The organism is Frigoribacterium sp. PvP054, assembly GCF_040547465.1.
Taxonomy (GTDB): domain Bacteria; phylum Actinomycetota; class Actinomycetes; order Actinomycetales; family Microbacteriaceae; genus Frigoribacterium.
The window spans coordinates 254,157-274,913 of the sequence record NZ_JBEPPU010000001.1 but is presented as its reverse complement, the minus strand read 5'-3'; the positions used below and the strand labels follow the sequence as shown (position 1 = coordinate 274,913).

The following is a 20,757-nucleotide window of genomic DNA, read 5'->3' as shown; positions in this document are numbered from 1 at the left end:
GACTCCCCGCCACCGCTCGCCCGAGACGGTCAGGCGAGGTCGCCAGCCGACGGAGGTCATCGTGATCGTAGTCCTGACGGCGTTCGCCGTGGCGGCCGTGGTCGTGGCCTGCGTCGGTGGCCGACTGGGTCGCTCGCTCTTCGTGTGGGCGTCGCTCGTGCCCTTCGCGGCCTTCGTCTTCACGGCCCTGCAGGGCCCGGCGGTGCTCTCGGGCGAGGTGCCGGTCGAGGCCGTCCCCTGGATCCCCCAGCTGGCCATCTCGCTCACGCTGCGCATGGACGTGCTCGCCTGGGTGCTGGCCCTCGTCGTCACGGGCGTCGGCGGCCTCGTGCTCGTCTACTGCGCCCGTTACTTCACCCGCGACGAGGCGGGCCGCGCCCGCTTCGCCGCGGTGCTCGTCGCCTTCGCCGGGGCCATGTACGGTCTCGTCACCAGCGACGACGTCTTCGTGCTCTTCGTCTTCTGGGAGGCCACGAGCGTCTTCTCGTACCTCTTGATCGGGCACTACACCGCCAAGCAGGCCAGCCGCGGGGCGGCGTTGCAGGCCCTGATCGTCACCACGGCCGGCGGCCTCGCCATGCTCGTCGGGCTTGTGATCCTCGCCGTCCAGGGCGGCACGAGCTCGCTCTCGCAGCTCGTCGAGCAACCGCCGTCGGGCACCGTCGTGACCGTGGCCGTCGTGCTCGTGCTCGTCGGCGCGCTGTCGAAGTCGGCGCTCGTGCCGTTCCACTTCTGGCTGCCGGCGGCCATGGCCGCGCCCACCCCCGTCAGCGCGTACCTGCACGCCGCGGCGATGGTCAAGGCGGGCATCTACCTCGTCGCGCGTCTCGCCCCGGGCTACCACGACCAGCCGGGCTGGCAACCGATCATCGTGACCGTCGGGGTCGTCACCATGGTCCTCGGCGGCTACCGCGCCCTCCGGCAGCACGACCTCAAGCTCGTGCTGGCCTACGGCACGGTCAGCCAGCTCGGGTTCCTCACCGTCGTCGTCGGTTTCGGCACCCGTGACGCCGCCCTCGCCGGCCTCGCCCTGCTCGTCGCCCACGCCCTGTTCAAGTCGACGCTCTTCCTCGTGGTGGGCGTCATCGACCACCGGACGGGCACGCGGGACCTGCGCAAGCTCTGCGGTCTGGGCCGACAGGCGCCCCTCCTGCTCGTCGTGACCGTCCTCGCCCTCGCGTCGATGGCCGGCGTCCCGCCGACCTTCGGCTTCGTCGCGAAGGAGGCCGTCCTCACGGCCCTCTACGACGACGCCGTCACGGGGTCGGTCTGGGGCGTCGTCGCCCTGGTCGGCGTCGTGGTGGGCTCGATCCTGACGACGGCCTACAGCCTCCGCTTCCTCTGGGGGGCCTTCGGCCGGAAAGCAGGCGTGGGGCCCGTCGAGTTCGTGCGAGAGCACGTCGACTTCCTGCTCTCGCCGATCGTGTTGGCCGTGGCCGGTCTCGTGCTCGGCCTGGTCTCGTACCAGGTGGGCCCGGTCTTCGCCCGGTACGCCGACACCCTGCCCGCCGGGGACGGCGGACACGAGCCGTACTACCTGGCGCTCTGGCACGGCGTCGAGCCCGCGCTCGGCTTCACCGCGGTCTCGCTCGCGGTCGGTGCCCTGCTGTTCTGGCAACGCGACCGGGTCGCGCAGGTGCAGAAGGCCGTCTCGTTCCTGCCCCGCGCCTCCGACGGGTACGTCCGCATCATGGCGACCATCGACCGGACGGCCTCGCGGACGACGGCCACGACGCAGCGCGGGTCGCTGCCCTTCTACCTCGCGACCATCCTGATCGTCTTCATCGCCTCCTCCGTCGTGACCCTGGCGATCAACCGCAGCTGGCCGACGACCGCGGTGCTCTGGGACTACCCGGCCCAGCTGGCCATCGGCGGGTTGATGATCATCGGGGCGATCGCGTCCGCGCTCTCGAACAAGAGGTTCCAGGCGGTCGTCCTCGTCGGCGTGACCGGGTACGGCATGGCGGCCCTGTTCGCCCTGCACGGCGCTCCCGACCTCGCCCTCACGCAGGCCCTCATCGAGACCATCACGCTCATCGCCTTCGTCCTGGTGCTGCGCCGGCTGCCCGCCCGTCTGGGTGAGCGCAACGGCCGGACGCACCGCGTCGCCCGAGCGGTCATCGGCGTCTCGGTCGGCTCGGTCATGGCCGCCATCGCCGTCGTCGCCCTCGGCGCCCGGCCCGGTGCGACCATCTCGGGGGCGTTCCCCGAGCTGGCCGTCGACGGCGGACACGGGCGCAACGTCGTCAACGTCACCCTCGTCGACATCCGTGGGTGGGACACCATGGGCGAGATCGCCGTCCTCATCGTCGCCGCGACGGGCGTCGCCAGCCTGGTGTTCCTCACCTCGCGCGCCGACGTGCTGCCCCGGCCCGAGCGACGCACCCGCGCCCAACGGTTCCTGGCGCGCGTCCGTCCGGTCCGCGAGCCGGCACCGGTGGTGCCCGTCGGGGGCACGACCGCCCAGATCGGCGACAGCACCGAGGGCGACCGCCGGGCCTGGCTGCTGGCCGGGCGCAAGCTCGCGCCGCAGAACCGCTCCATCCTGCTCGAGGTCGTGGTCCGGTTGATCTTCCACGCCATCATCGTCGTGTCGATCTACCTGCTCTTCGCCGGTCACAACACGCCGGGTGGCGGCTTCGCGGGCGGTCTCGTCGCCGGGTTCGCGTTCGTGGCCCGATACCTCGCCGGTGGCCGCTACGAGCTCGGTGCGGCCGCCCCCCTCGACGCCGGGAAGCTGCTCGGCGCCGGCCTGCTGACGGTCACCGCGACCGCCCTCGTGCCTCTCTTCTTCGGCGTGGACGCGCTCACGTCGACCTGGTTCGAGGCCGAGGTGCCGCTGCTCGGTCACGTCGAGTTCGTGACGAGCACGTTCTTCGACGTCGGCGTCTACCTCGTCGTCGTCGGGCTGGTGCTCGACGTCCTGCGGAGTCTCGGGGCCGAGGTCGACCGCCAAGAAGAAGAGGACGCGTTCGGTCACCCGAGCGAGGTCTCCGAGCCCCAGGAGGAGCCGCTCCCCGTGTCCGTCGCCGGTACGTCCCCGAACGGGCGGGGTGACGCATGAGCGTCTCACTCGTCCTGATCGTCGTCATGGCCGCCCTCTACGCCTGCGGCGTCTACCTGCTGCTCGAACGCAGCATGACCCGCGTGCTCTTGGGGTTCCTGCTGGTGGGCAACGCGACGAACATCCTCATCCTGATCACGTCCGGTCGGCGGGGTGCCGCCCCGATCGTCGACGGGCAGGCCGACCCGGCGGACTTCGCCGACCCCCTGCCCCAGGCCTTCGTGCTGACGGCGATCGTCATCACCTTCGGCATCTCGGCCTTCATGCTGGCGCTGATCTACCGGTCGTGGCGTCTCGCCCAGGGCGACACCCTCGCGGACGACGCCGAAGACCTCGAGATCGGTCGTCGCGGCGTGCCGGCCGAAGAGGAGTCCGAGCAGGGCGACGGCGACGACGAGGCCGGTGGCGAGAGCGAGTTCGGCGACCGGGCCGAGGCGGCCGTCCCGTCGGGCGACCGGGCGTCGCAGCGCGAGCGAGCACACCATGACGAGAAGGGAGACCGAGCATGACCTCCAGCTACCTCGTCCCCCTCGTCGTCCTGATCCCGCTGCTCGGGGCCGCGGCCGCCCTCATCGCGGGCCGCCGGCCCCGCCTGCAGGCGATCGTGTCGATCGTCGCGCTGGCCCTCGTGGTCGTCATCAGCCTCGTGCTGCTCGTCGTGGTCGACTCCGAGGGGGCCATCGCCGTCCAGGTGGGCGGCTGGCAGGCCCCGTTCGGCATCACGCTCGTCGTCGACCGGCTCGCGGCGCTCATGCTGAGCATCTCGTCGATCGTCCTGCTGGCCGTCTTCGTCTTCTCGGTCGGGCAGGGCCAGGCGGACGGTGACGGCGAGGCGCCCGTCTCGATCTACAACCCGACGTACCTGATCCTCGCCACCGGGGTGTTCAACGCCTTCATCGCCGGCGACCTCTTCAACCTCTACGTGGGCTTCGAGATCCTGCTCGTCGCCAGCTACGTCCTGATCACGCTCGGCGGCACCGAGCAGCGCATCCGGGCGGGCGTCGTCTACATCGTCGTCAGCCTCGTCTCGTCGGTGCTCTTCCTGGCCTCGATCGCGATGATCTACGGCGCGCTCGGCACGGTCAACATCGCCGACATCGCCCAGAAGATGGACACCATCCCGCCCGACGTCCAGACGATCATCCACGTGATGCTGCTGACGGCGTTCGGCATCAAGGCGGCGATCTTCCCGCTGTCGTTCTGGTTGCCCGACTCGTACCCGACGGCCCCGGCCCCGGTCACGGCGGTGTTCGCCGGCCTCCTCACCAAGGTGGGCGTCTACGCGATCATCCGCACCGAGACGGTCCTCTTCGTCGAGAGCAACGTCAACGTGTACCTGTTGATCATCGCCCTGCTGACCATGACCGTCGGCATCCTCGGCGCGGTGGCGCAGGCGGACATCAAGCGACTGCTCTCGTTCACCCTGGTCAGCCACATCGGCTACATGATCTTCGGCATCGCCCTCGGCACGGTCGAGGGCCTGGCCGCCACGATCTACTACGTCGTGCACCACATCACGGTGCAGACGACGCTCTTCCTCGGCGCGGGCCTCATCGAACGGCGGGGTGGCACGGCGTCGATCACCCGGCTCGGCGGGCTGCTCAAGGCCGCGCCGATCGTCGCCGTGCTGTTCTTCATCCCCGCGCTCAACCTGGGCGGCATCCCGCCGTTCTCGGGCTTCATCGGCAAGGTTGCGCTCTTCGAGGCCGGGGCGCGACTCGACGATCCGTTGGTCTACGTGCTGATCGGTGCCGGGGCCCTCACCTCGCTCCTCACCCTGTACGCCTTGATGCGGGCCTGGAACCTCGCGTTCTGGCGACCCAAGGCCGACGTCGACGACCACGAGTCGCCGTTCACCGAGCACCTCGAGGAGGCGCCGGGCCGCGTGGCCGTCCAGCAGCGTCGGACCAACCCGCGCACCATGGTGGGCGCGACGGCGGGCATGGTGCTGGTGTCGCTCGTCCTCACCTTCGCCGCCGGCCCGCTCTACGGCGTCGCCGAACGCGCGGCCGGCCGGGTCTACGGGTCGAACGACTACGTGCGGACGGTGTTCCCCGACGGGCAGGGCGAGACCACCGCCGACCCGTCGTCGCCCGAGCCCGAACCCGCCTCCGACACCACCGACGAGGGGAGCACCCCGTGACCGGTCGCCCCACCCGCGGCGAGGTCGGACGCAGCCTCGCCCGTCAACTGCCCCTGCTCGTCGGCCTGGTCGTCCTCTGGATGGCCCTCTGGAACCAGTTCACGGTCCTGGCGTTCGTCACGGGCGTCGCGGTGGCGCTCCTCGTGACGCGGGTGTTCTTCCTGCCGCCGGTCGAACTCAGCGGCCGGTTCAACCTCTGGTACGCCGTCGTCTTCCTGGCGCACTTCGTGGTCGACCTCGTCCGCGCCTCCGTCATCGTCGCCTGGCAGGCCGTGCGCCCGCGCGGGGTCGACTCGAACGCGATCGTGGCCGTCCAGCTGCACACCCGCTCGGACTTCATCATGACCCTGGTCGCCGAGGCGATCTCGCTCGTACCGGGTTCGCTCGTGGTCGAGGCCGACCGCGAGCGGTCGATCCTCTACCTGCACGCCCTGGCCGTCGAGGACGCCGCCGGCGTCGAGGACGTCCGCGCCGGCGTCCTCGTCGTCGAGGCCCGCCTCGTGCGCGTGCTCGGCAGCGACGACGACCAGCGACGGATCGCCGAGGGCACCCCGGCCGCCGCCGAGGTCCACGACCCGGTCAGCCCGTCCTCGTCCCACGAAGGAGGCCCCTCGTGACCGTCGTCGCCTACGTCGTCGGCGCGCTCTTCGCGTTCGCCGGGCTCGCCTCGGTCATCCGCATCGTGCGGGGGCCGTCGATCCTCGACCGCATGATCGCGTCGGACATGCTGCTCACGACCCTGATCTGCGTCCTCGCCGCCGACATGGTCTTCAACGGCCACACCCGGACGATCCCGGTGATCCTGGCCCTCGCCCTGACGGCCGTCCTCGGGTCGATCACCGTGGCGCGCTACGTGTCGAAGCAGGACCCCTCGTGATCCCCGAGTCCGTCTACGACGTCGCCGCCTCGATCATGCTGATCGCGGGCGCCCTGCTCTCGTTGGCCGCGGGCATCGGGTTGCTGAGGTTCCCCGACGCCCTGTCGCGGATGCACGCCGCCACGAAGCCGCAGATCTTCGGTCTCATCCTGGTGCTCGCCGCGATCGCGCTCGACCAGCACACGGTCGGCACGATCGCCTCGCTGCTCGTCGTCCTGGTCTTCCAGATGCTGACCGCCCCCATCTCGGCACACATGATCGGTCGGGCGGGGTACCGCAACGGCGACCTGCTGCGCGAGCAGCTCGTGGTCGACGAACTCGACGACGCCGTGGCGCGTGCCGCCGGCGAGATCGCCGAGACGACCGAGGGCGACGTCGCCGACCTCGACGTGTCCGACCTTCCCGTCGGGTCGGCCGACGCCCTCGCGGTCGAGCTCGACCGCGTGGGCGACCCGTCCGGCCTCGACGACAGCGAGGGCGACGACGCGGGGCGCGACCACGAAGGGCGCCGCACCCGGTCGGGCGCCGACGCGTCGGGGGAGCCGGGCGAGCTCTGACGCCGCCGCCGACGGTGGACCGAACGGGCCCGCCCACGCCCTAAACTCGACCCATGCCAGAGAAGCCCACCCCGGACGGGATCGACATCAAACCCCGCAGCCGCGTCGTCACCGACGGCGTCGAGGCCACCACGTCGCGAGGCATGCTCCGTGCCGTCGGCATGGGCGACGAGGACTGGAGCAAGCCGCAGATCGGCATCGCCAGCAGCTGGAACGAGATCACCCCCTGCAACCTGTCGCTCGACCGGCTGGCCCAGGGCGCCAAAGAGGGCGTCCACGCCGGGGGCGGCTACCCGCTCCAGTTCGGCACGGTCTCGGTGTCCGACGGCATCTCGATGGGGCACGAGGGCATGCACTTCTCGCTCGTGTCGCGCGAGGTGATCGCCGACAGCGTCGAGGTGGTCATGAACGCCGAGCGACTCGACGGGTCGGTGCTGCTCGCCGGATGCGACAAGTCCCTGCCCGGCATGCTCATGGCCGCGGCCCGGCTCGACCTCGCCAGCGTCTTCCTCTACGCGGGCAGCGTCGCCCCCGGCTGGGTCAAGCTCAGCGACGGCACCGAGAAGAACGTCACCATCATCGACTCGTTCGAGGCGGTCGGCGCGCACAAGGCCGGCAACATGAGCGACGACGACCTCAAGGCCATCGAGTGCGCGATCGTCCCCGGCGAGGGGGCCTGCGGCGGCATGTACACGGCGAACACGATGGCCAGCGTGGCCGAGGCCCTCGGCATGAGCCTGCCCGGCTCGGCGTCGCCGCCCTCGGCCGACCGCCGTCGCGACTACTTCGCCCACCGCTCGGGCGAGGCCGTGGTCGAGATGCTCCGTCAGGGCATCACGACGCGCGACATCCTGACGAAGGAGGCCTTCGAGAACGCCATCGCCGTCGCCATGGCGTTCGGCGGCTCGACCAACGTCGTGCTGCACCTGCTCGCCATCGCCTACGAGGCCGAGGTCGACCTCACCATCGACGACTTCAACCGCATCGGCGACAAGGTGCCGCACATCGGCGACCTCAAGCCGTTCGGCAAGTACGTCATGAACGACGTCGACCGCATGGGCGGCGTGCCCGTCGTCATGAAGGCCCTGCTCGACGCGGGTCTGCTGCACGGCGACTGCCTGACGGTCACCGGCAAGACCGTCGCCGAGAACCTCGCGTCGATCCAGCCCAAGCCGCTCGACGGCGAGGTGCTGCGGACGCTCGACGACCCGATCCACGCGACCGGCGGCCTGACGGTGCTGAGCGGTTCGATGGCGCCCGAGGGTGCCGTGGTCAAGACCGCCGGCTTCGACGCCTCGGTGTTCGAGGGGCCGGCCAAGGTCTTCGAGCGCGAACGCGGGGCGATGGACGCCCTGACCGAGGGGCGCATCGAGGCAGGCGACGTCGTCGTCATCCGCTACGAGGGCCCCAAGGGCGGCCCCGGCATGCGCGAGATGCTCGCCATCACGGCGGCCATCAAGGGCGCTGGGCTCGGCAAAGATGTACTACTGTTGACGGACGGACGATTCTCAGGCGGCACAACCGGCCTGTGCATCGGCCACATAGCACCCGAAGCGGTCGACTCCGGTCCGATCGCCTTCGTGCGCGATGGTGACTTGATTCGGGTCGACATCGCCGCTCGCTCGATCGACCTACTCGTCGACGCCGCAGAGCTGGACGCCCGCCGAGACGGCTGGGCACCGCTTCCCCCGCGGTACACCCGCGGTGTCCTCGCGAAGTACGCGCGCCAGGTCCGCTCCGCGGCCGAGGGCGCCGTCACCTACTGACGCCCCGCCGGGCACGCTCGGCGCGTCACACCCGTGCGCGGCGAGAGCCGCACCGTCACCATCGATCACCGACCACGAAGAGGGAACCGGCACCGATGCCTGCAGAGTCCACCCCCACACCCGGCACCGCGACGCGGACGGCCCGGCCCGCCGCCGGTGCGTCCGTCGGGTCGCCCACCGCGCCTCCCGTGCTGACGGGGTCGGGCGCCATCCTCAAGTCGCTCGAGCACCTCGGCGTGACCGACGTGTTCGGGCTGCCCGGCGGTGCCATCATCCCGTTCTACGACGAGTTGATGGCCTCGACCGCCATCCGGCACATCCTGGTCCGCCACGAGCAGGGCGCCGGTCACGCCGCCGAGGGCTACGCGGCCGCGTCGGGCCGGGTCGGCGTCGCGATCGCGACGTCCGGTCCCGGTGCGACGAACCTCGTCACGGCCATCGCCGACGCGTACATGGACAGCATGCCGTTGCTGGCCATCACCGGGCAGGTCTTCTCGACCCTCATGGGCACCGACGCCTTCCAGGAGGCCGACATCGTCGGCATCACCATGCCGATCACGAAGCACTCGTTCCTGGTGACCAAGCCAGAGGACATCCCGGCGACGCTGGCGGCGGCCTACCAGATCGCGAGCACGGGTCGCCCCGGCCCGGTGCTGGTCGACATCACGAAGGACGCACAGCAGAACAGCGCCCCCTTCGTCTGGCCGCCCGTCGTCGACCTGCCCGGCTACCGGCCCGTCACCAAGGCCCACGGCAAGCAGATCACCGCCGCGGCCCAGATGATCGCCGACGCGAAGCAGCCGGTCTTCTACGTCGGCGGCGGCGTGATCCGCGCCGGCGCCTCGGCCGAGCTGAAGGCGCTCGTCGAGCTCACCGGGGCTCCCGTCGTCACCACCCTGATGGCCCGCGGTGCGTTCCCCGACACCCACCCGCAGCACCTCGGCATGCCCGGCATGCACGGCACGGTGCCCGCCGTGCTCGGCCTGCAGGAGAGCGACCTCATCATCGCCCTCGGTGCGCGCTTCGACGACCGGGTGACCGGCAAGGCCGAGCTGTTCGCGCCCGGCGCGAAGGTCGTCCACGTCGACATCGACCCGGCCGAGATCTCGAAGATCCGCATCGCCGACGTGCCGATCGTGGGTGACGCCAAGGTCGTCATCCCCGACCTCACGAGCGCGTTCGCCGAGGTCACGGGTGGCGTCAAGCCCGACATCGCGGCCTGGTGGGAGCACCTCGACGGGCTCCGCGAGCAGTTCCCGCTCGGCTACACCCAGCCCGACGACGGCCTGCTGTCGCCGCAGGCGATCATCCAGCGCATCGGGCAGCTCTCCGGCCCCGAGGCGATCTACGCCTCCGGCGTCGGCCAGCACCAGATGTGGGCCGCGCAGTTCATCGAGTACGAACGTCCGCACGCCTGGCTCAACTCCGGAGGCGCGGGCACGATGGGCTACTCGGTCCCGGCCGCCATGGGCGCCAAGGTGGCCCAGCCCGACCGCGTGGTGTGGGCCATCGACGGCGACGGGTGCTTCCAGATGACCAACCAGGAGCTCGCCACCTGCGTCATCAACGACATCCCGATCAAGGTCGCGATCATCAACAACTCGTCGCTCGGCATGGTGCGGCAGTGGCAGACGCTCTTCTACGAGGGCCGCCACTCGTTCACCGACCTCAACACCGGTCACGAGACGCGCATGGTGCCGGACTTCGTCAAGCTCGCCGACGCATACGGCGCCCTGGGCATCCGCGTCCGCACCGAGGACGAGGTCGACGCCGCCATCGAACTCGCCCTCGCGACCAACGACCGTCCGGTCGTCATCGACTTCGTCGTCAGCCGCGACGCGATGGTCTGGCCGATGGTGCCGCAGGGGGTCTCGAACTCCGAGATCCAGCACGCCCGTGCCCTCGCTCCCGAGTGGGACGACGAGGCGCCCGGCACGAGCGCCTCCGACACCACCCGCGACGGCGACATGACCGGAGAACACGCATGAGCCACGTCCTGTCCCTGCTCGTCGAAGACAAGCCCGGCCTGCTGACCCGCGTCGCCGGGCTCTTCGCCCGGCGCGGGTTCAACATCGAGAGCCTCGCCGTCGGCAAGAGCGAGGTCGAGGGGCTGAGCCGCATCACGGTCGTCGTCGACGTCGAAGAGCTCCCGCTCGAGCAGGTCACCAAGCAGCTGAACAAGCTGATCAACGTGATCAAGATCGTCGAGCTCGACTACTCGCAGTCCGTCCAGCGCGAGCACCTCCTGATCAAGGTGCGCGTCGACAACACCACCCGCTCGCAGGTGCTCGAGGCGGTGACCCTGTTCCGGGCCTCGGTCGTCGACGTCTCGACCGACGCCCTCGTCATCGAGGTCACCGGCGACACGGGCAAGACGACGGCCCTGCTGCGCGTGCTCGAGCCCTACGGCATCAAGGAGATCTCGCAGTCGGGCCTGCTCGCCATCGGGCGCGGCGCGAAGTCGATCACCGACCGCGTCTTCAAGAACTGAACCCGCGAGGGGGCGCCACCCGCGCCTCCTCGTCCCGACATCCCATCGTCAACACCCAAGGAGAACCACCACCGTGACTGAAATCGTCTACGACACCGACGCCGACCTGTCGATCATCCAGGGCAAGAAGGTCGCCGTCATCGGCTACGGCTCGCAGGGCCACGCCCACGCGCTGAACCTCCGCGACTCGGGCGTCGAGGTCGTCGTCGGGCTCAAAGAGGGGTCGAAGAGCCGTGCGAAGGCCGAAGAGGCCGGCTTCACCGTGCAGACGCCCGCCGAGGCCTCGGCCTGGGGCGACGTCATCGTGATCCTCGCGCCCGACCAGGTTCAGCGCCACGTCTACGCCGACGACATCGCCCCGAACCTCGCCGACGGCAAGGCCCTCGTCTTCGGTCACGGCTTCAACATCCGCTTCGGCTACATCGAGGCGCCCGAGGGCGTCGACGTCCTGCTGGTCGCCCCCAAGGGGCCGGGCCACACCGTGCGTCGCGAGTTCGAGGCCGGCCGCGGCGTCCCCGTCATCGTCGCCGTCGAGAAGGACGCCTCGGGCTCGGCCTGGGACCTCGCCTGGTCGTACTCGAAGGGCATCGGCGGCCTGCGTGCCGGCGGCATCAAGACCACGTTCACCGAAGAGACCGAGACCGACCTCTTCGGCGAGCAGGCCGTGCTCTGCGGTGGCACCTCGCAGCTGATCCAGTACGGCTTCGAGACCCTCACCGAGGCCGGCTACCAGCCGCAGATCGCCTACTTCGAGGTGCTGCACGAGCTCAAGCTGATCGTCGACCTCATCTGGGAGGGCGGCCTGGCCAAGCAGCGCTGGAGCGTCTCCGACACCGCCGAGTACGGCGACTACGTCTCGGGCCCCCGGGTCATCACGCCCGACGTGAAGGAGAACATGAAGGCCGTTCTCGCCGACATCCAGTCGGGTGCCTTCGCCAAGCGCTTCATCGACGACCAGGACGCGGGCGCCCCCGAGTTCCAGCAGCTGCGCAAGAAGGGCGAGGAGCACCCCATCGAGGCCACCGGCCAAGAGCTGCGCGCCCTCTTCGCCTGGAAGCAGCAGGACTCGGACTACGTCGACGGCAGCGCTGCGCGCTGACGACGACGTAGTCCAGGGCGACGCGGGCCCTGTCGGTCGGCTCCGCCGACGGGCGACGGCAGCGCTGCGCGCTGACCGGCGTCACACCCGAACCACCCGTGAGGGCCTCGCACCACCCGGTGCGGGGCCCTCTCGCCGTCGGTCGGCCCGACGACCTCGTGGCATGATCTAAGGCATGGCTCACAGCAAGAAGGCCGTGCACTTCGGCGCCGGCAACATCGGTCGGGGCTTCGTCGCCCAGTTCCTCCACGCGAGCGGCTACGAGGTCGTCTTCGCCGACGTGAACGACGACCTCATCGGGGCGCTGCAGTCGCACCCGTCGTTCGAGGTCCACGAGGTGGGCGAAGACAGTCGCACGACCGTCGTCGACGGCTACCGGGCGATCAACAGTCGCACCGACGAGGCCGCCCTCGTCGCCGAGATCGCGACCGCCGACGTCGTGACGACCGCGGTCGGGGCCCGCATCCTGCCGTTCGTCGCCCCCGTCATCGCGAAGGGCCTCGCCGAGCGTCCGGCCGACCTGGCACCCCTGGCCGTCATCGCCTGCGAGAACGCCATCAACGCGACCGACTCCCTCGCCGTCGTCGTCCGCGAGCACGACCCGGCCGAGAACGCCGTCTTCGCCAACTGCGCCATCGACCGCATCGTCCCCGAGCAGGCCGGCGGCACGCTCGACGTGACGATCGAGTCGTTCTTCGAGTGGGTCGTCGAGAGCACCCCCTTCGGCGAGCACCGTCCCGAGATCCAGGGGGTCACCTGGGTCGCCGACCTCGAGCCCTTCATCGAGCGCAAGCTCTTCACGGTGAACACGGCCCACGCCGCGGCCGCTTACCACGGGTTCCGCAAGGGCATCGCGAGCATCCGCGAGGCACTCGACGACGCCGAGGTCATGACCGAGGTCCGTGGGGTGCTGGCCGAGACCAAGGCGCTCCTGGTCGCCAAGCACGGGCTCGACGCCGACGAGCAGCAGGCGTACATCGAGAAGAACCTGGTCCGCATCGCCAACCCGCACCTCCCCGACACCACCGAGCGCGTCGGTCGCAACCCGCTGCGCAAGCTCAGCCGGAACGAACGCTTCGTCGGGCCGGCCGCCCAGGCCGCCGAGCGGGGTCTGCCCTACGACGCCCTCGTGCGGGCCGTGCGCGCCGCCCTCGACTTCTCGGTGCCCGACGACGTCGAGAGCGTCGAGTTGCAGTCGCTGCTGAGCTCCGGTCTCGGCGCCGACGAGTTGACGCGCACGCTGACGGGCGTCCAGGAGGACCACCCCCTGCACCCGGCACTGCTCGCGGCGGTCTCGTCCAAGCTCACGGCATGACGCCAGCCGGACCACAGGTGCCGGTGGACGGCGAGCCCGACGACGCCCTGACCTGGGGCGACGAGGCCGACACCAGCCACGTCGAGGGGCCGGCCCCCTCGGCCCGCGTGCGACGCGTCCGGTCGCGGGATGGCGACGACGGGCCCGACGGCGACGTCGAGCCCGACGACGAGATCGACGACGGCGAGACCGACGACGGGCCCGCCGTCATGAGCTCGGCGTCGCTCGTCGTGCACGGCGTGCTCGGCGGGGTCTTCCTGCTCTGGGCGGCCGGCTGGATCGTCGCCGTCGGCGACTTCACCAACCCGTTCACCGACGCGATCTCGTCCGTCATGTGGAACCTCGGCGAGCTCTTCGCCGTGGCCGCACCCCTGGCCTGGTTCGTCGCCGTCATCGTGCTCGTCCCCACGCACCGCACCCGACGTCGACTCGCCGTGATGGCCCTCGGCGCACTCCTGGTGGCGCCCTGGCCGCTCGTGATCGGGGGCTCGGCATGACCGGCCTCGACGGTGGCGCGGTGCCCGGGGCCGGTCACGACCACGACGCCGTCTCGGTGACGGCCGGCGACGCGAGCGAGCCGGGCCGCGCCTCCTTCTTCTTCTACCTGGCGGTCGCGATCGTCTTCGCGGCGGCCTTCGCGTTCGACCTGTTCGAGGCGATCTCGAACCTGGTGCTCGTGCCGCAGGTCTTCACGCAGAACAACGACTTCTACCGCGAGAACGGGCTCGACGGGCTGATCGTCCAGCCGCCCTGGGTGCCGTTGGTGGTCGGTGTCGTCGTGCCGCCGCTGGCCTTCGTCGGCGCGATCGTCGTCGGGCGTCGCCACGAGCTCTGGAAGTTCACGCTCGTGCTCTTCGCCGCACTCGGCCTCGTGGCGGCCGTGTCGCTCACGCTGACGGCCTACGTCACCACCGTCTGACCCCGGCCGAGGAGGCGCGGGTCGGGTCGCCGACGGCGCTCGGCACCACCGCGTCATGTGGACGTCACAGACCGGGCGAGTCGATAGAGTCGAGGGCAGCCGCGCCCACGGCGCGTCGCGGCCCCTCACCGAACACCACCCAGAGAAGGACGTCCGCCCCGTGGCCAAGCCCGTCGTGTTGATCGCAGAAGAACTGTCACCCGCAACCGTCGAGGCCCTCGGGCCCGACTTCGACGTGCGGTCGGTGGACGGCACCGACCGTCCCGCCCTGCTGGCGGCCCTCGCCGACGCCGAGGCGATCCTCGTGCGGTCGGCGACCCAGGTCGACGCCGAGGCCATCGCGGCGGCACCGTCGCTCAAGGTCGTCGCCCGCGCCGGCGTCGGCCTCGACAACGTCGACATCAAGGCCGCGACGACGGCCGGCGTGATGGTCGTCAACGCCCCGACCTCGAACATCATCTCGGCGGCCGAGCTGACCGTCGGGCACATCCTGAGCCTCGCGCGCCACATCCCGGCCGCGCACTCCGCCCTGGCGCAGGGGCAGTGGAAGCGCTCGAAGTACACCGGCGTCGAGCTCTACGAGAAGACCGTCGGCATCGTCGGCCTGGGCCGCATCGGCGCCCTCATCACGGCTCGCCTGCAGGCGTTCGGCGTGAACGTCGTCGCCTACGACCCCTACGTCACCCCCGCCCGCGCCCAGCAGCTCGGCGTGACGCTGCTCTCGCTCGACGACCTGCTCGCCACGAGCGACTTCGTCACGATCCACATGCCGAAGACGCCCGAGACGACGGGCATGATCGGACTCGAGCAGATGAAGGCCATGAAGAGGTCGGCCTTCGTCGTGAACGTCGCCCGCGGCGGGCTCATCGACGAGGACGGCCTGTACGAGGCCCTGACGACCGGCGAGATCGCGGGCGCCGGCCTCGACGTCTTCGTGAAGGAGCCCCCGGTCGACCAGAGGCTGCTCGGCCTCGAGAACGTCGTGGTGACCCCGCACCTCGGCGCCTCGACCGACGAGGCGCAAGAGAAGGCCGGCGTCTCGGTCGCCCGCTCGGTGCGCCTCGCCCTCGGGGGCGAACTCGTCCCCGACGCGGTGAACGTGGCCGGTGGCGTGATCGACCCCTACGTCCGCCCCGGCATCCCGCTGGTCGAGAAGATCGGCCAGGTCTTCTCGGGGCTCGCCGACAGCCCGCTCACCAGCGTCGACGTCGAGGTGCGCGGCGACCTGGTCGAGTTCGACGTCAGCGTGCTCAAGCTGGCGGCGCTCAAGGGCATCTTCACCAACATCGTCAGCGAGTCGGTCAGCTACGTGAACGCGCCGCTGCTGGCCGAGCAGCGTGGCATCACGGTGCGGCTGCTCACCGACCCCACGAGCGACGAGTACCGCAACGTCATCACCCTGCGTGGTTCGCTGAGCGACGGCTCGCAGATCTCGGTGTCGGGCACGCTGACCGGCACCAAGCAGGTCGAGAAGATCGTCGAGATCAACGGCTACGACGTCGAGGTGCCCCTCGCGGCGCACCACCTCGTGATGGTCTACACCGACCGCCCCGGCATCGTCGCGGTCTACGGCCGCGAGTTCGGCGACGCCGGCATCAACATCGCCGGCATGCAGATCGCCCGCCGGAGCGCGGGCGGCCAGGCGCTCAGCGTGCTGACCATCGACAGCCCGGCTCCCGACGAGCTCGTCGAGAAGGTCCGCGTGGCCATCGACGCGCAGGTGCTGCGCGAGATCGACGTCACGCTCTAGACGTCGCGCCCGACGACGAACCGCCCCTCCTCGGCCGTGCCGGGGGAGGGGCGGTTCGTCGTCGGGAGCTCGGCGCCCGGTGTGCGCTGCTAGAGCTCGAGCGACTCGTGGGCCTCGAGCTTCACGGCGTCGCCGCCGACCGACCGGGCCGAGGCCTGCATCCGCTCGAAGTGCATGCCGAGCCCGGGCGCCGAGAGGGTCTGCTCGTGGGTGGGGAACGCCAGGCGGGGCTTGACGGCCGCGACGTAGTCGATGACCTCGGCCACCTTGAGCCAGGGGGCCCCGACGGGCGCGGCGAGGACGTCGACGGGCACGGGCGGGACGGTGAACTGGTCGCCCGGGTAGAACAGCGACCCGTCGACCAGCACGCCGACGTTGTCGATGACCGGGATGCTCTCGTGGATGACCGCGTGACGCGAGCCGTAGAACGCGAGCGTGAACGGGCCCACCTCGACCGTGTCGCCCTCGGCGACGACGTGCACGTCGAAGCCCTCGGCCGCGGTGGCCACGCCCTCGGGCCCGTAGATCGTGGCCGACGGGTTCGTCGCCGACAGGTTCGTCAGCTGGTCGGGCGTCCAGTGGTCGGCGTGCTCGTGCGTGACGACGACCGCGTCGACGTCGTGCAGGTCGACCAGGGGGCTCGTGAACGACCCCGGGTCGACGACGAGTTTGCGGCCGTCCTTCTCGAGGATCAGGCAGGCGTGTTCGAGTTTCGTGAGGCGCATGAGAGCGACTGTACGCGGGTCGGCGGGGGGCCGACCCGGCACGACGGGGCCTCGATTTGTGACGGGCTGGCGCGGTGTGGCATACTCGACGAGTTGCAAATACGGCCCCATCGTATAGCGGCCTAGTACGTCGCCCTCTCACGGCGGTAACACGGGTTCGAATCCCGTTGGGGTCACCACAACCACCACGAAACCGCTCGGCTCCAGCCGGGCGGTTTCGTCGTCTGCGGCATCTGCATCGGCGGCGGCACCGGCTCCGGCCACCGGCACCGGCACCGGCACGACGACGACGGACGGCCCGACTCCGTCGTGATGACGTCGTCGGGCCGTCGCCGAACGGGTGGGTCGTCTCAGCCCTTGGTCGCGCCCGCCAGCAGGCCGCGGACGAAGAACCGCTGCAGGGCGAAGAAGACGATCAGCGGCACGATGATCGAGATGAACGCCCCGGCCGTCAGGAGCTCCCACGACTGGCCGTACGATCCCGAGAGGTCCTGCAGGGCCTTCGTGATCGGCAACCCCTGCCCCGAGGTGAAGACGGTCGCCACGAGCAGGTCGTTCCACACCCACAAGAACTGGAAGATGCCGAACGAGGCGATCGCGGGCATCGACAAGGGGAGCACGATCCGGAAGAACACCTGGCCGTGGCCGGCGCCGTCCATGCGGGCGGCCTCGATCACCTCGGCCGGGATCTCCGAGACGAAGTTGTGCAGCATGAAGATGGCGAGGGGGAGGGCGAAGATCGTGTGGGCGATCCAGACCTTGGCGTACGACCCGTCGAGGCCGTTCACGCCGAGCCCCGGCAAGATGTACAGCCCGCCGATCCGCAGGCCGTCCGAGAAGAGTCGGAGCAACGGCACCAGTGCCATCTGGATCGGGACGATCTGCAAGGCGAACACGAGCACGAAGAGCGTGTTGCGGCCCTTGAACTCGATCCAGGCGAAGGCGTACGCCGCGAGGCTCGCGATCGTGATGGGGATGAGCGCCGCGGGCAGGGTGATGACCAACGAGTTCAGGAACGCCTTGCCGAGGGTGAGGCTGTCGCCCGAGTTCAGGGCGTTCACGTAGTTGTCGAACGTGAAGCCGGGGTTGGCGAAGACGGTCCACCAGCCGGTGGTCTTGATGTCGTTCGCCGGCCGGAAGGACGAGATGAACAACCCCGCGGTGGGCAGGGTCCAGACGACGGCGATCACCAGGGCGGCGATCGTGGCACCGCGGCTCGTCGTGCCGCGCTTGAGCTTGCCGCTCGAGCTCTCGATGCGGGCGGCGCCTCGCTTCAGCTGACGCTCGGTGCCCGAGCCGACGGCGACCCCGATCGGGGTGGGTGTGGCGCTCATCGGATCTCCCTCTGCTTCTGGATCTGGCGGGCGTTGTAGACGACGATCGGCAGGACGAGGACGAACAGGATGACCGCCAGGGCCGAGCTGTAGCCGGTGCGGCTGCCGAGCTGGAACTGCCGGACCATCTCGAACGCGAGGATGGTCGTGTCGTTGCGGCCGCCGGTCATGGCCGAGACGATGTCGTAGACCTTCAACGAGGCGATCGAGATCGTCGTGAGCACGACGATGATGGTCGTGCGGATGCCGGGCACGGTGATGTGCCGGAACGCCTGGAAGCCGTTGGTGCCGTCGAGCGACGCCGCCTCGAGCTGTTCGGCCGGGACGCCCTTGATGGCCGCCGACAGCACCGTCATGGCGAAGCCGGCTTGCGTCCAGATGAGCACGACGACGAGCAGCAGGGTGTTCCACGGTTCGAGGCCGAGCCAGTCGACGGGCTGGCCGCCGAAGGCGACGAGGATGCCGTTCAGCAGGCCGATCTGGTCGCCCTGGCGGATGTCGTAGAAGAACTTGAAGATGATCGAGGCGCCGACGAACGAGATGGCCATCGGCATGAAGACGAGCAGCTTCAAGAACTTCTCGCCGCGACTCTTGTCGATGAAGACGGCGTAGGCGAGGCCGATCGCCGTGGCGGTGATCGGGGCCAGCAGCACCCAGATCAGCGTGTTGCCGAAGGCGGTCAGGCCGTCGGGGCTCGTGAAGACCCAGACGAAGTTGTCGAGCCCGGCGAAGCCCGAGCCGTCGTTCTTCATGAAGGCCTGCCCGGCGGTGGTGATCGTCGGGTAGATGAGCCCGATGATCAGGAAGAACACGGCGGGCGTCATGAACGCGATGAGCTGGAGCGAGTAGCCGGCGCCGCGTTTCGAGCGGTAGTCCAGCAGGAACAGCCCACCGCCGAGGACGGCGGCGATCGCGGCGACCCAGATCACCGAGTTGTAGAGGCCGAAGGCCAGGAGGACGACCACCGGGACGACGACGCAGACCGCGAGGCGGATGATCGTGTACTGCGGACCGCGTCGAGGCGCGAACTCGACGAAGACGAGCACGACGGCCACGAGGGCGGCGAAGGCGACGAGGATCAGGGGGATCTGGGCCAGGGGCGGGATTCCCGCCAACCACTGGAAGAAGCTGGACATCTCTGTCCTTTCACGTTCGGGTCCGAACAGGGCGCGACCGTCCACCGCCGCCGGGGACGGCGGTCGGGCGCGGGGTCAGGGGCCACCGACTCGCGGTGGCCCCTGAGACGCGGCTGTTACGAGGTGTAGCCGGCCTGGATCTCTTTCAGCACCGAGTCCGTGTCGGTGCCGTCGATCCAGTCGACCATGCCCTTCCAGAAGCTGTCGGAACCGACGGACTTGGGCATCAGGTCGGAACCGTCGAAGCGGAAGGTGGTGTCGGTGCCCTGCAGGATCTCGACGGCGCCCTTCAGCAGGTCGCTGCCGGCGTTCTCGGGGTCGAGGCCCTTGTTGGCCGAGATGACGCCGCCCAGCGAGACGCGGCTGTTCGCCCAGTCGGCGCTGGCGAGGTAGGCCTGGACCTTGGCGGTGTCGTCGTCGTTCGAGAACGCGGCGACGAACTCACCACCACCGGTGACGGCGGCGGGGTCGTCCTCCTTCATCGGCGGGGTGAGGAAGGCCCAGACGTCGCCGTCCTCGGCGACCGTGGCGGGCTGACCGGACGCGTTGTTCGCGGCGGTGAGGAAGCCCTCGAAGAACGAGGCCTGGTGGGTCAGGGCGCAGCTGCCGTTCGCCACGTTGGTGGCGACGTCGCCGAAGGCCGTCGAGTTGATCGACTTCACGTCGCCGTAGCCGGCGTTGACGAGGTCGGGGTCGAGCAGGATCTCGCCGACGGAGTCGAACGCGTCCTTGATCTCGGGGTCGGTGAACTTCGTGTCGCCCGCGACCCACGAGTCGTACGCGTCGGGTCCGGCCTCGCGCAGGACGAGGTCCTCGACCCAGTCGGTGCCGGGCCAGCCGGAGGCCTCGCCCGAGTTGAACCCGGCGCACCACGACGGTCCGCCGGTCTTCTGCTGGATGGTCTTCGACAGGGCGACGAGGTCGTCGTAGGTCTTGGGCACCTCGACGCCCCACTCCTCGAACTTGGCCGGGGAGTACCAGACGTAGCCCTTGACGCTGGCCATGAGCGGGGCGCCGTACTGGGTGCCGTCGACCTGCCCGTACTTCTGCCAGTCCTCCGACCAGCCCTCCTTGACGTTGGCGAGGGCGTCGGCGGGCAGCTCCTGCACCTTGCCGGACGCGACCGTGTCGGCCAGCAGCCCGGGCTGGGGGAAGATCGCCAGGTCGGGGGTGTCGCCGCCCTGGACCTTGATGCCGATCTGCTTCTCGAACTCTTTGTCACCCGTGTACTTGATGTCGATGTCGTTGGCCTTCTCCCAGTCGGCCCACGACTTCTCGAGGAGGGTCGCCTCGTCGCCGTTGATCGTGCCGTAGACGTTGACCACGCCGTCGGCCGTCCCGACGTCTCCGGCACCCGCGCCTCCGGCGTTGGGGTCGTTGGGGTCGGCCGTGCCGGAGCATCCGGCCAACAGGAAGCTCGACGCCGCCAGGATGGCCAGGGGCCCCGTGAAACGGCGGTGCAGGGATGCTCGCATGGGTTTCTCCTCGTTGAGTTGCCAGGGCGGACCACGACCGTGCTGTCGGCGTCGTCCGCCGCGCGTCGTCGTCGACGCGCGTCGACGATGAGTGTCACACACTCGC

At 70.0% G+C, this 20,757-nt stretch carries 18 protein-coding genes and 1 tRNA gene; 15 read left to right on the top strand and 4 right to left on the bottom strand.

Translation table 11 applies throughout. The annotated features are described in order from the left end of the window. The first annotated feature begins 61 nt into the window (after positions 1–61). The 14 genes from ABID81_RS01275 to serA all read left to right on the top strand — a co-directional run bounded on the left by ABID81_RS01275 (position 62) and on the right by serA (position 15,981). Positions 62–3,064, top strand: coding sequence for a Na+/H+ antiporter subunit A (locus ABID81_RS01275; RefSeq protein ID WP_354593034.1), 3,003 nt, complete (start codon positions 62–64; stop codon positions 3,062–3,064). Continuing rightward, a complete protein-coding gene (locus tag ABID81_RS01270; protein ID WP_354593033.1) occupies positions 3,061–3,573 on the top strand; it encodes a Na(+)/H(+) antiporter subunit C in 513 nt (170 codons plus the stop codon). The genes ABID81_RS01275 and ABID81_RS01270 overlap by 4 nt, the downstream gene beginning before the upstream one ends. Then, entirely contained in the window at positions 3,570–5,207 is a 1,638-nt protein-coding gene (locus ABID81_RS01265; protein WP_354593032.1) for a Na+/H+ antiporter subunit D, read from the top strand. The genes ABID81_RS01270 and ABID81_RS01265 overlap by 4 nt, the downstream gene beginning before the upstream one ends. After that, entirely contained in the window at positions 5,204–5,824 is a 621-nt protein-coding gene (locus ABID81_RS01260; RefSeq protein ID WP_354593031.1) for a Na+/H+ antiporter subunit E, read from the top strand. Before ABID81_RS01265 ends, ABID81_RS01260 begins: the two co-directional genes overlap by 4 nt. Continuing rightward, positions 5,821–6,084 (top strand): MrpF/PhaF family protein, encoded by a 264-nt coding sequence (locus tag ABID81_RS01255; protein ID WP_054145652.1) that lies wholly within the window; start codon positions 5,821–5,823, stop codon positions 6,082–6,084. Before ABID81_RS01260 ends, ABID81_RS01255 begins: the two co-directional genes overlap by 4 nt. Beyond that, positions 6,081–6,641 carry a monovalent cation/H(+) antiporter subunit G gene (gene mnhG, locus ABID81_RS01250; protein WP_354593030.1) on the top strand — a complete coding sequence of 187 codons (561 nt, stop codon included), beginning with the start codon at positions 6,081–6,083 and terminating at the stop codon, positions 6,639–6,641. Before ABID81_RS01255 ends, mnhG begins: the two co-directional genes overlap by 4 nt. Positions 6,642–6,694: 53 nt before the next feature. Next, complete coding sequence (gene ilvD, locus ABID81_RS01245) at positions 6,695–8,407, top strand: dihydroxy-acid dehydratase (RefSeq protein ID WP_354593029.1); 1,713 nt, start codon at positions 6,695–6,697, stop codon at positions 8,405–8,407. Between the two features lie 95 nt (positions 8,408–8,502). After that, positions 8,503–10,395 (top strand): acetolactate synthase large subunit, encoded by a 1,893-nt coding sequence (locus tag ABID81_RS01240; RefSeq protein ID WP_194594207.1) that lies wholly within the window; start codon positions 8,503–8,505, stop codon positions 10,393–10,395. Beyond that, complete coding sequence (gene ilvN / locus ABID81_RS01235) at positions 10,392–10,898, top strand: acetolactate synthase small subunit (RefSeq protein ID WP_043593980.1); 507 nt, start codon at positions 10,392–10,394, stop codon at positions 10,896–10,898. The genes ABID81_RS01240 and ilvN overlap by 4 nt, the downstream gene beginning before the upstream one ends. Positions 10,899–10,971: 73 nt before the next feature. Further along, positions 10,972–11,997, top strand: coding sequence for a ketol-acid reductoisomerase (ilvC, locus tag ABID81_RS01230; protein ID WP_354593028.1), 1,026 nt, complete (start codon positions 10,972–10,974; stop codon positions 11,995–11,997). Between the two features lie 175 nt (positions 11,998–12,172). Beyond that, complete coding sequence (locus ABID81_RS01225) at positions 12,173–13,312, top strand: mannitol-1-phosphate 5-dehydrogenase (RefSeq protein WP_354593027.1); 1,140 nt, start codon at positions 12,173–12,175, stop codon at positions 13,310–13,312. Beyond that, positions 13,309–13,809, top strand: coding sequence for a hypothetical protein (locus tag ABID81_RS01220; protein WP_354593026.1), 501 nt, complete (start codon positions 13,309–13,311; stop codon positions 13,807–13,809). The genes ABID81_RS01225 and ABID81_RS01220 overlap by 4 nt, the downstream gene beginning before the upstream one ends. Further along, positions 13,806–14,231: a hypothetical protein gene (locus ABID81_RS01215; RefSeq protein ID WP_354593025.1), complete on the top strand. Its 426-nt coding sequence runs from the start codon at positions 13,806–13,808 to the stop codon at positions 14,229–14,231. Before ABID81_RS01220 ends, ABID81_RS01215 begins: the two co-directional genes overlap by 4 nt. A gap of 160 nt (positions 14,232–14,391) precedes the next feature. Then, positions 14,392–15,981, top strand: coding sequence for a phosphoglycerate dehydrogenase (gene serA, locus ABID81_RS01210; RefSeq protein ID WP_354593024.1), 1,590 nt, complete (start codon positions 14,392–14,394; stop codon positions 15,979–15,981). 89 nt (positions 15,982–16,070) lie between these two features. Here serA and ABID81_RS01205 read toward each other — a convergent pair whose 3' ends face one another. Further along, the gene (locus ABID81_RS01205) at positions 16,071–16,706 is read right to left on the bottom strand and encodes an MBL fold metallo-hydrolase (RefSeq protein WP_354593023.1); all 636 of its coding nucleotides are present in this window, start codon (positions 16,704–16,706) and stop codon (positions 16,071–16,073) included. A gap of 103 nt (positions 16,707–16,809) precedes the next feature. On the opposite strand from ABID81_RS01205, the gene ABID81_RS01200 reads away from it, so the two are divergent. Then, a tRNA-Glu gene (locus ABID81_RS01200) sits at positions 16,810–16,885 on the top strand. Positions 16,886–17,056: 171 nt separating this feature from the next. Here ABID81_RS01200 and ABID81_RS01195 read toward each other — a convergent pair. The 3 genes from ABID81_RS01195 to ABID81_RS01185 form a co-directional block, all read right to left on the bottom strand. Next, positions 17,057–18,040, bottom strand: a complete 984-nt coding sequence (locus tag ABID81_RS01195) for a carbohydrate ABC transporter permease (RefSeq protein WP_354593022.1) — start codon at positions 18,038–18,040, stop codon at positions 17,057–17,059. Then, complete coding sequence (locus ABID81_RS01190; RefSeq protein WP_354593021.1) at positions 18,037–19,176, bottom strand: carbohydrate ABC transporter permease; 1,140 nt, start codon at positions 19,174–19,176, stop codon at positions 18,037–18,039. Before ABID81_RS01190 ends, ABID81_RS01195 begins: the two co-directional genes overlap by 4 nt. Before the next feature lie 116 nt (positions 19,177–19,292). After that, a complete protein-coding gene (locus ABID81_RS01185) occupies positions 19,293–20,651 on the bottom strand; it encodes an ABC transporter substrate-binding protein (protein WP_354593020.1) in 1,359 nt (452 codons plus the stop codon). Positions 20,652–20,757 lie beyond the last annotated feature (106 nt).

Coding starts and splice junctions, on each gene's coding strand:
- ABID81_RS01270 (WP_354593033.1), top strand. CDS start 3,061: ATGAGCGTCTCACTCGTCCTGATCGTCGTCATGGCCGCCCTCTACGCC.
- ABID81_RS01265 (WP_354593032.1), top strand. CDS start 3,570: ATGACCTCCAGCTACCTCGTCCCCCTCGTCGTCCTGATCCCGCTGCTC.
- ilvD (WP_354593029.1), top strand. CDS start 6,695: ATGCCAGAGAAGCCCACCCCGGACGGGATCGACATCAAACCCCGCAGC.
- ABID81_RS01240 (WP_194594207.1), top strand. CDS start 8,503: ATGCCTGCAGAGTCCACCCCCACACCCGGCACCGCGACGCGGACGGCC.
- ilvN (WP_043593980.1), top strand. CDS start 10,392: ATGAGCCACGTCCTGTCCCTGCTCGTCGAAGACAAGCCCGGCCTGCTG.
- ABID81_RS01225 (WP_354593027.1), top strand. CDS start 12,173: ATGGCTCACAGCAAGAAGGCCGTGCACTTCGGCGCCGGCAACATCGGT.
- ABID81_RS01220 (WP_354593026.1), top strand. CDS start 13,309: ATGACGCCAGCCGGACCACAGGTGCCGGTGGACGGCGAGCCCGACGAC.
- ABID81_RS01215 (WP_354593025.1), top strand. CDS start 13,806: ATGACCGGCCTCGACGGTGGCGCGGTGCCCGGGGCCGGTCACGACCAC.
- ABID81_RS01205 (WP_354593023.1), bottom strand. CDS start 16,706: ATGCGCCTCACGAAACTCGAACACGCCTGCCTGATCCTCGAGAAGGAC.
- ABID81_RS01195 (WP_354593022.1), bottom strand. CDS start 18,040: ATGAGCGCCACACCCACCCCGATCGGGGTCGCCGTCGGCTCGGGCACC.
- ABID81_RS01190 (WP_354593021.1), bottom strand. CDS start 19,176: ATGTCCAGCTTCTTCCAGTGGTTGGCGGGAATCCCGCCCCTGGCCCAG.
- ABID81_RS01185 (WP_354593020.1), bottom strand. CDS start 20,651: ATGCGAGCATCCCTGCACCGCCGTTTCACGGGGCCCCTGGCCATCCTG.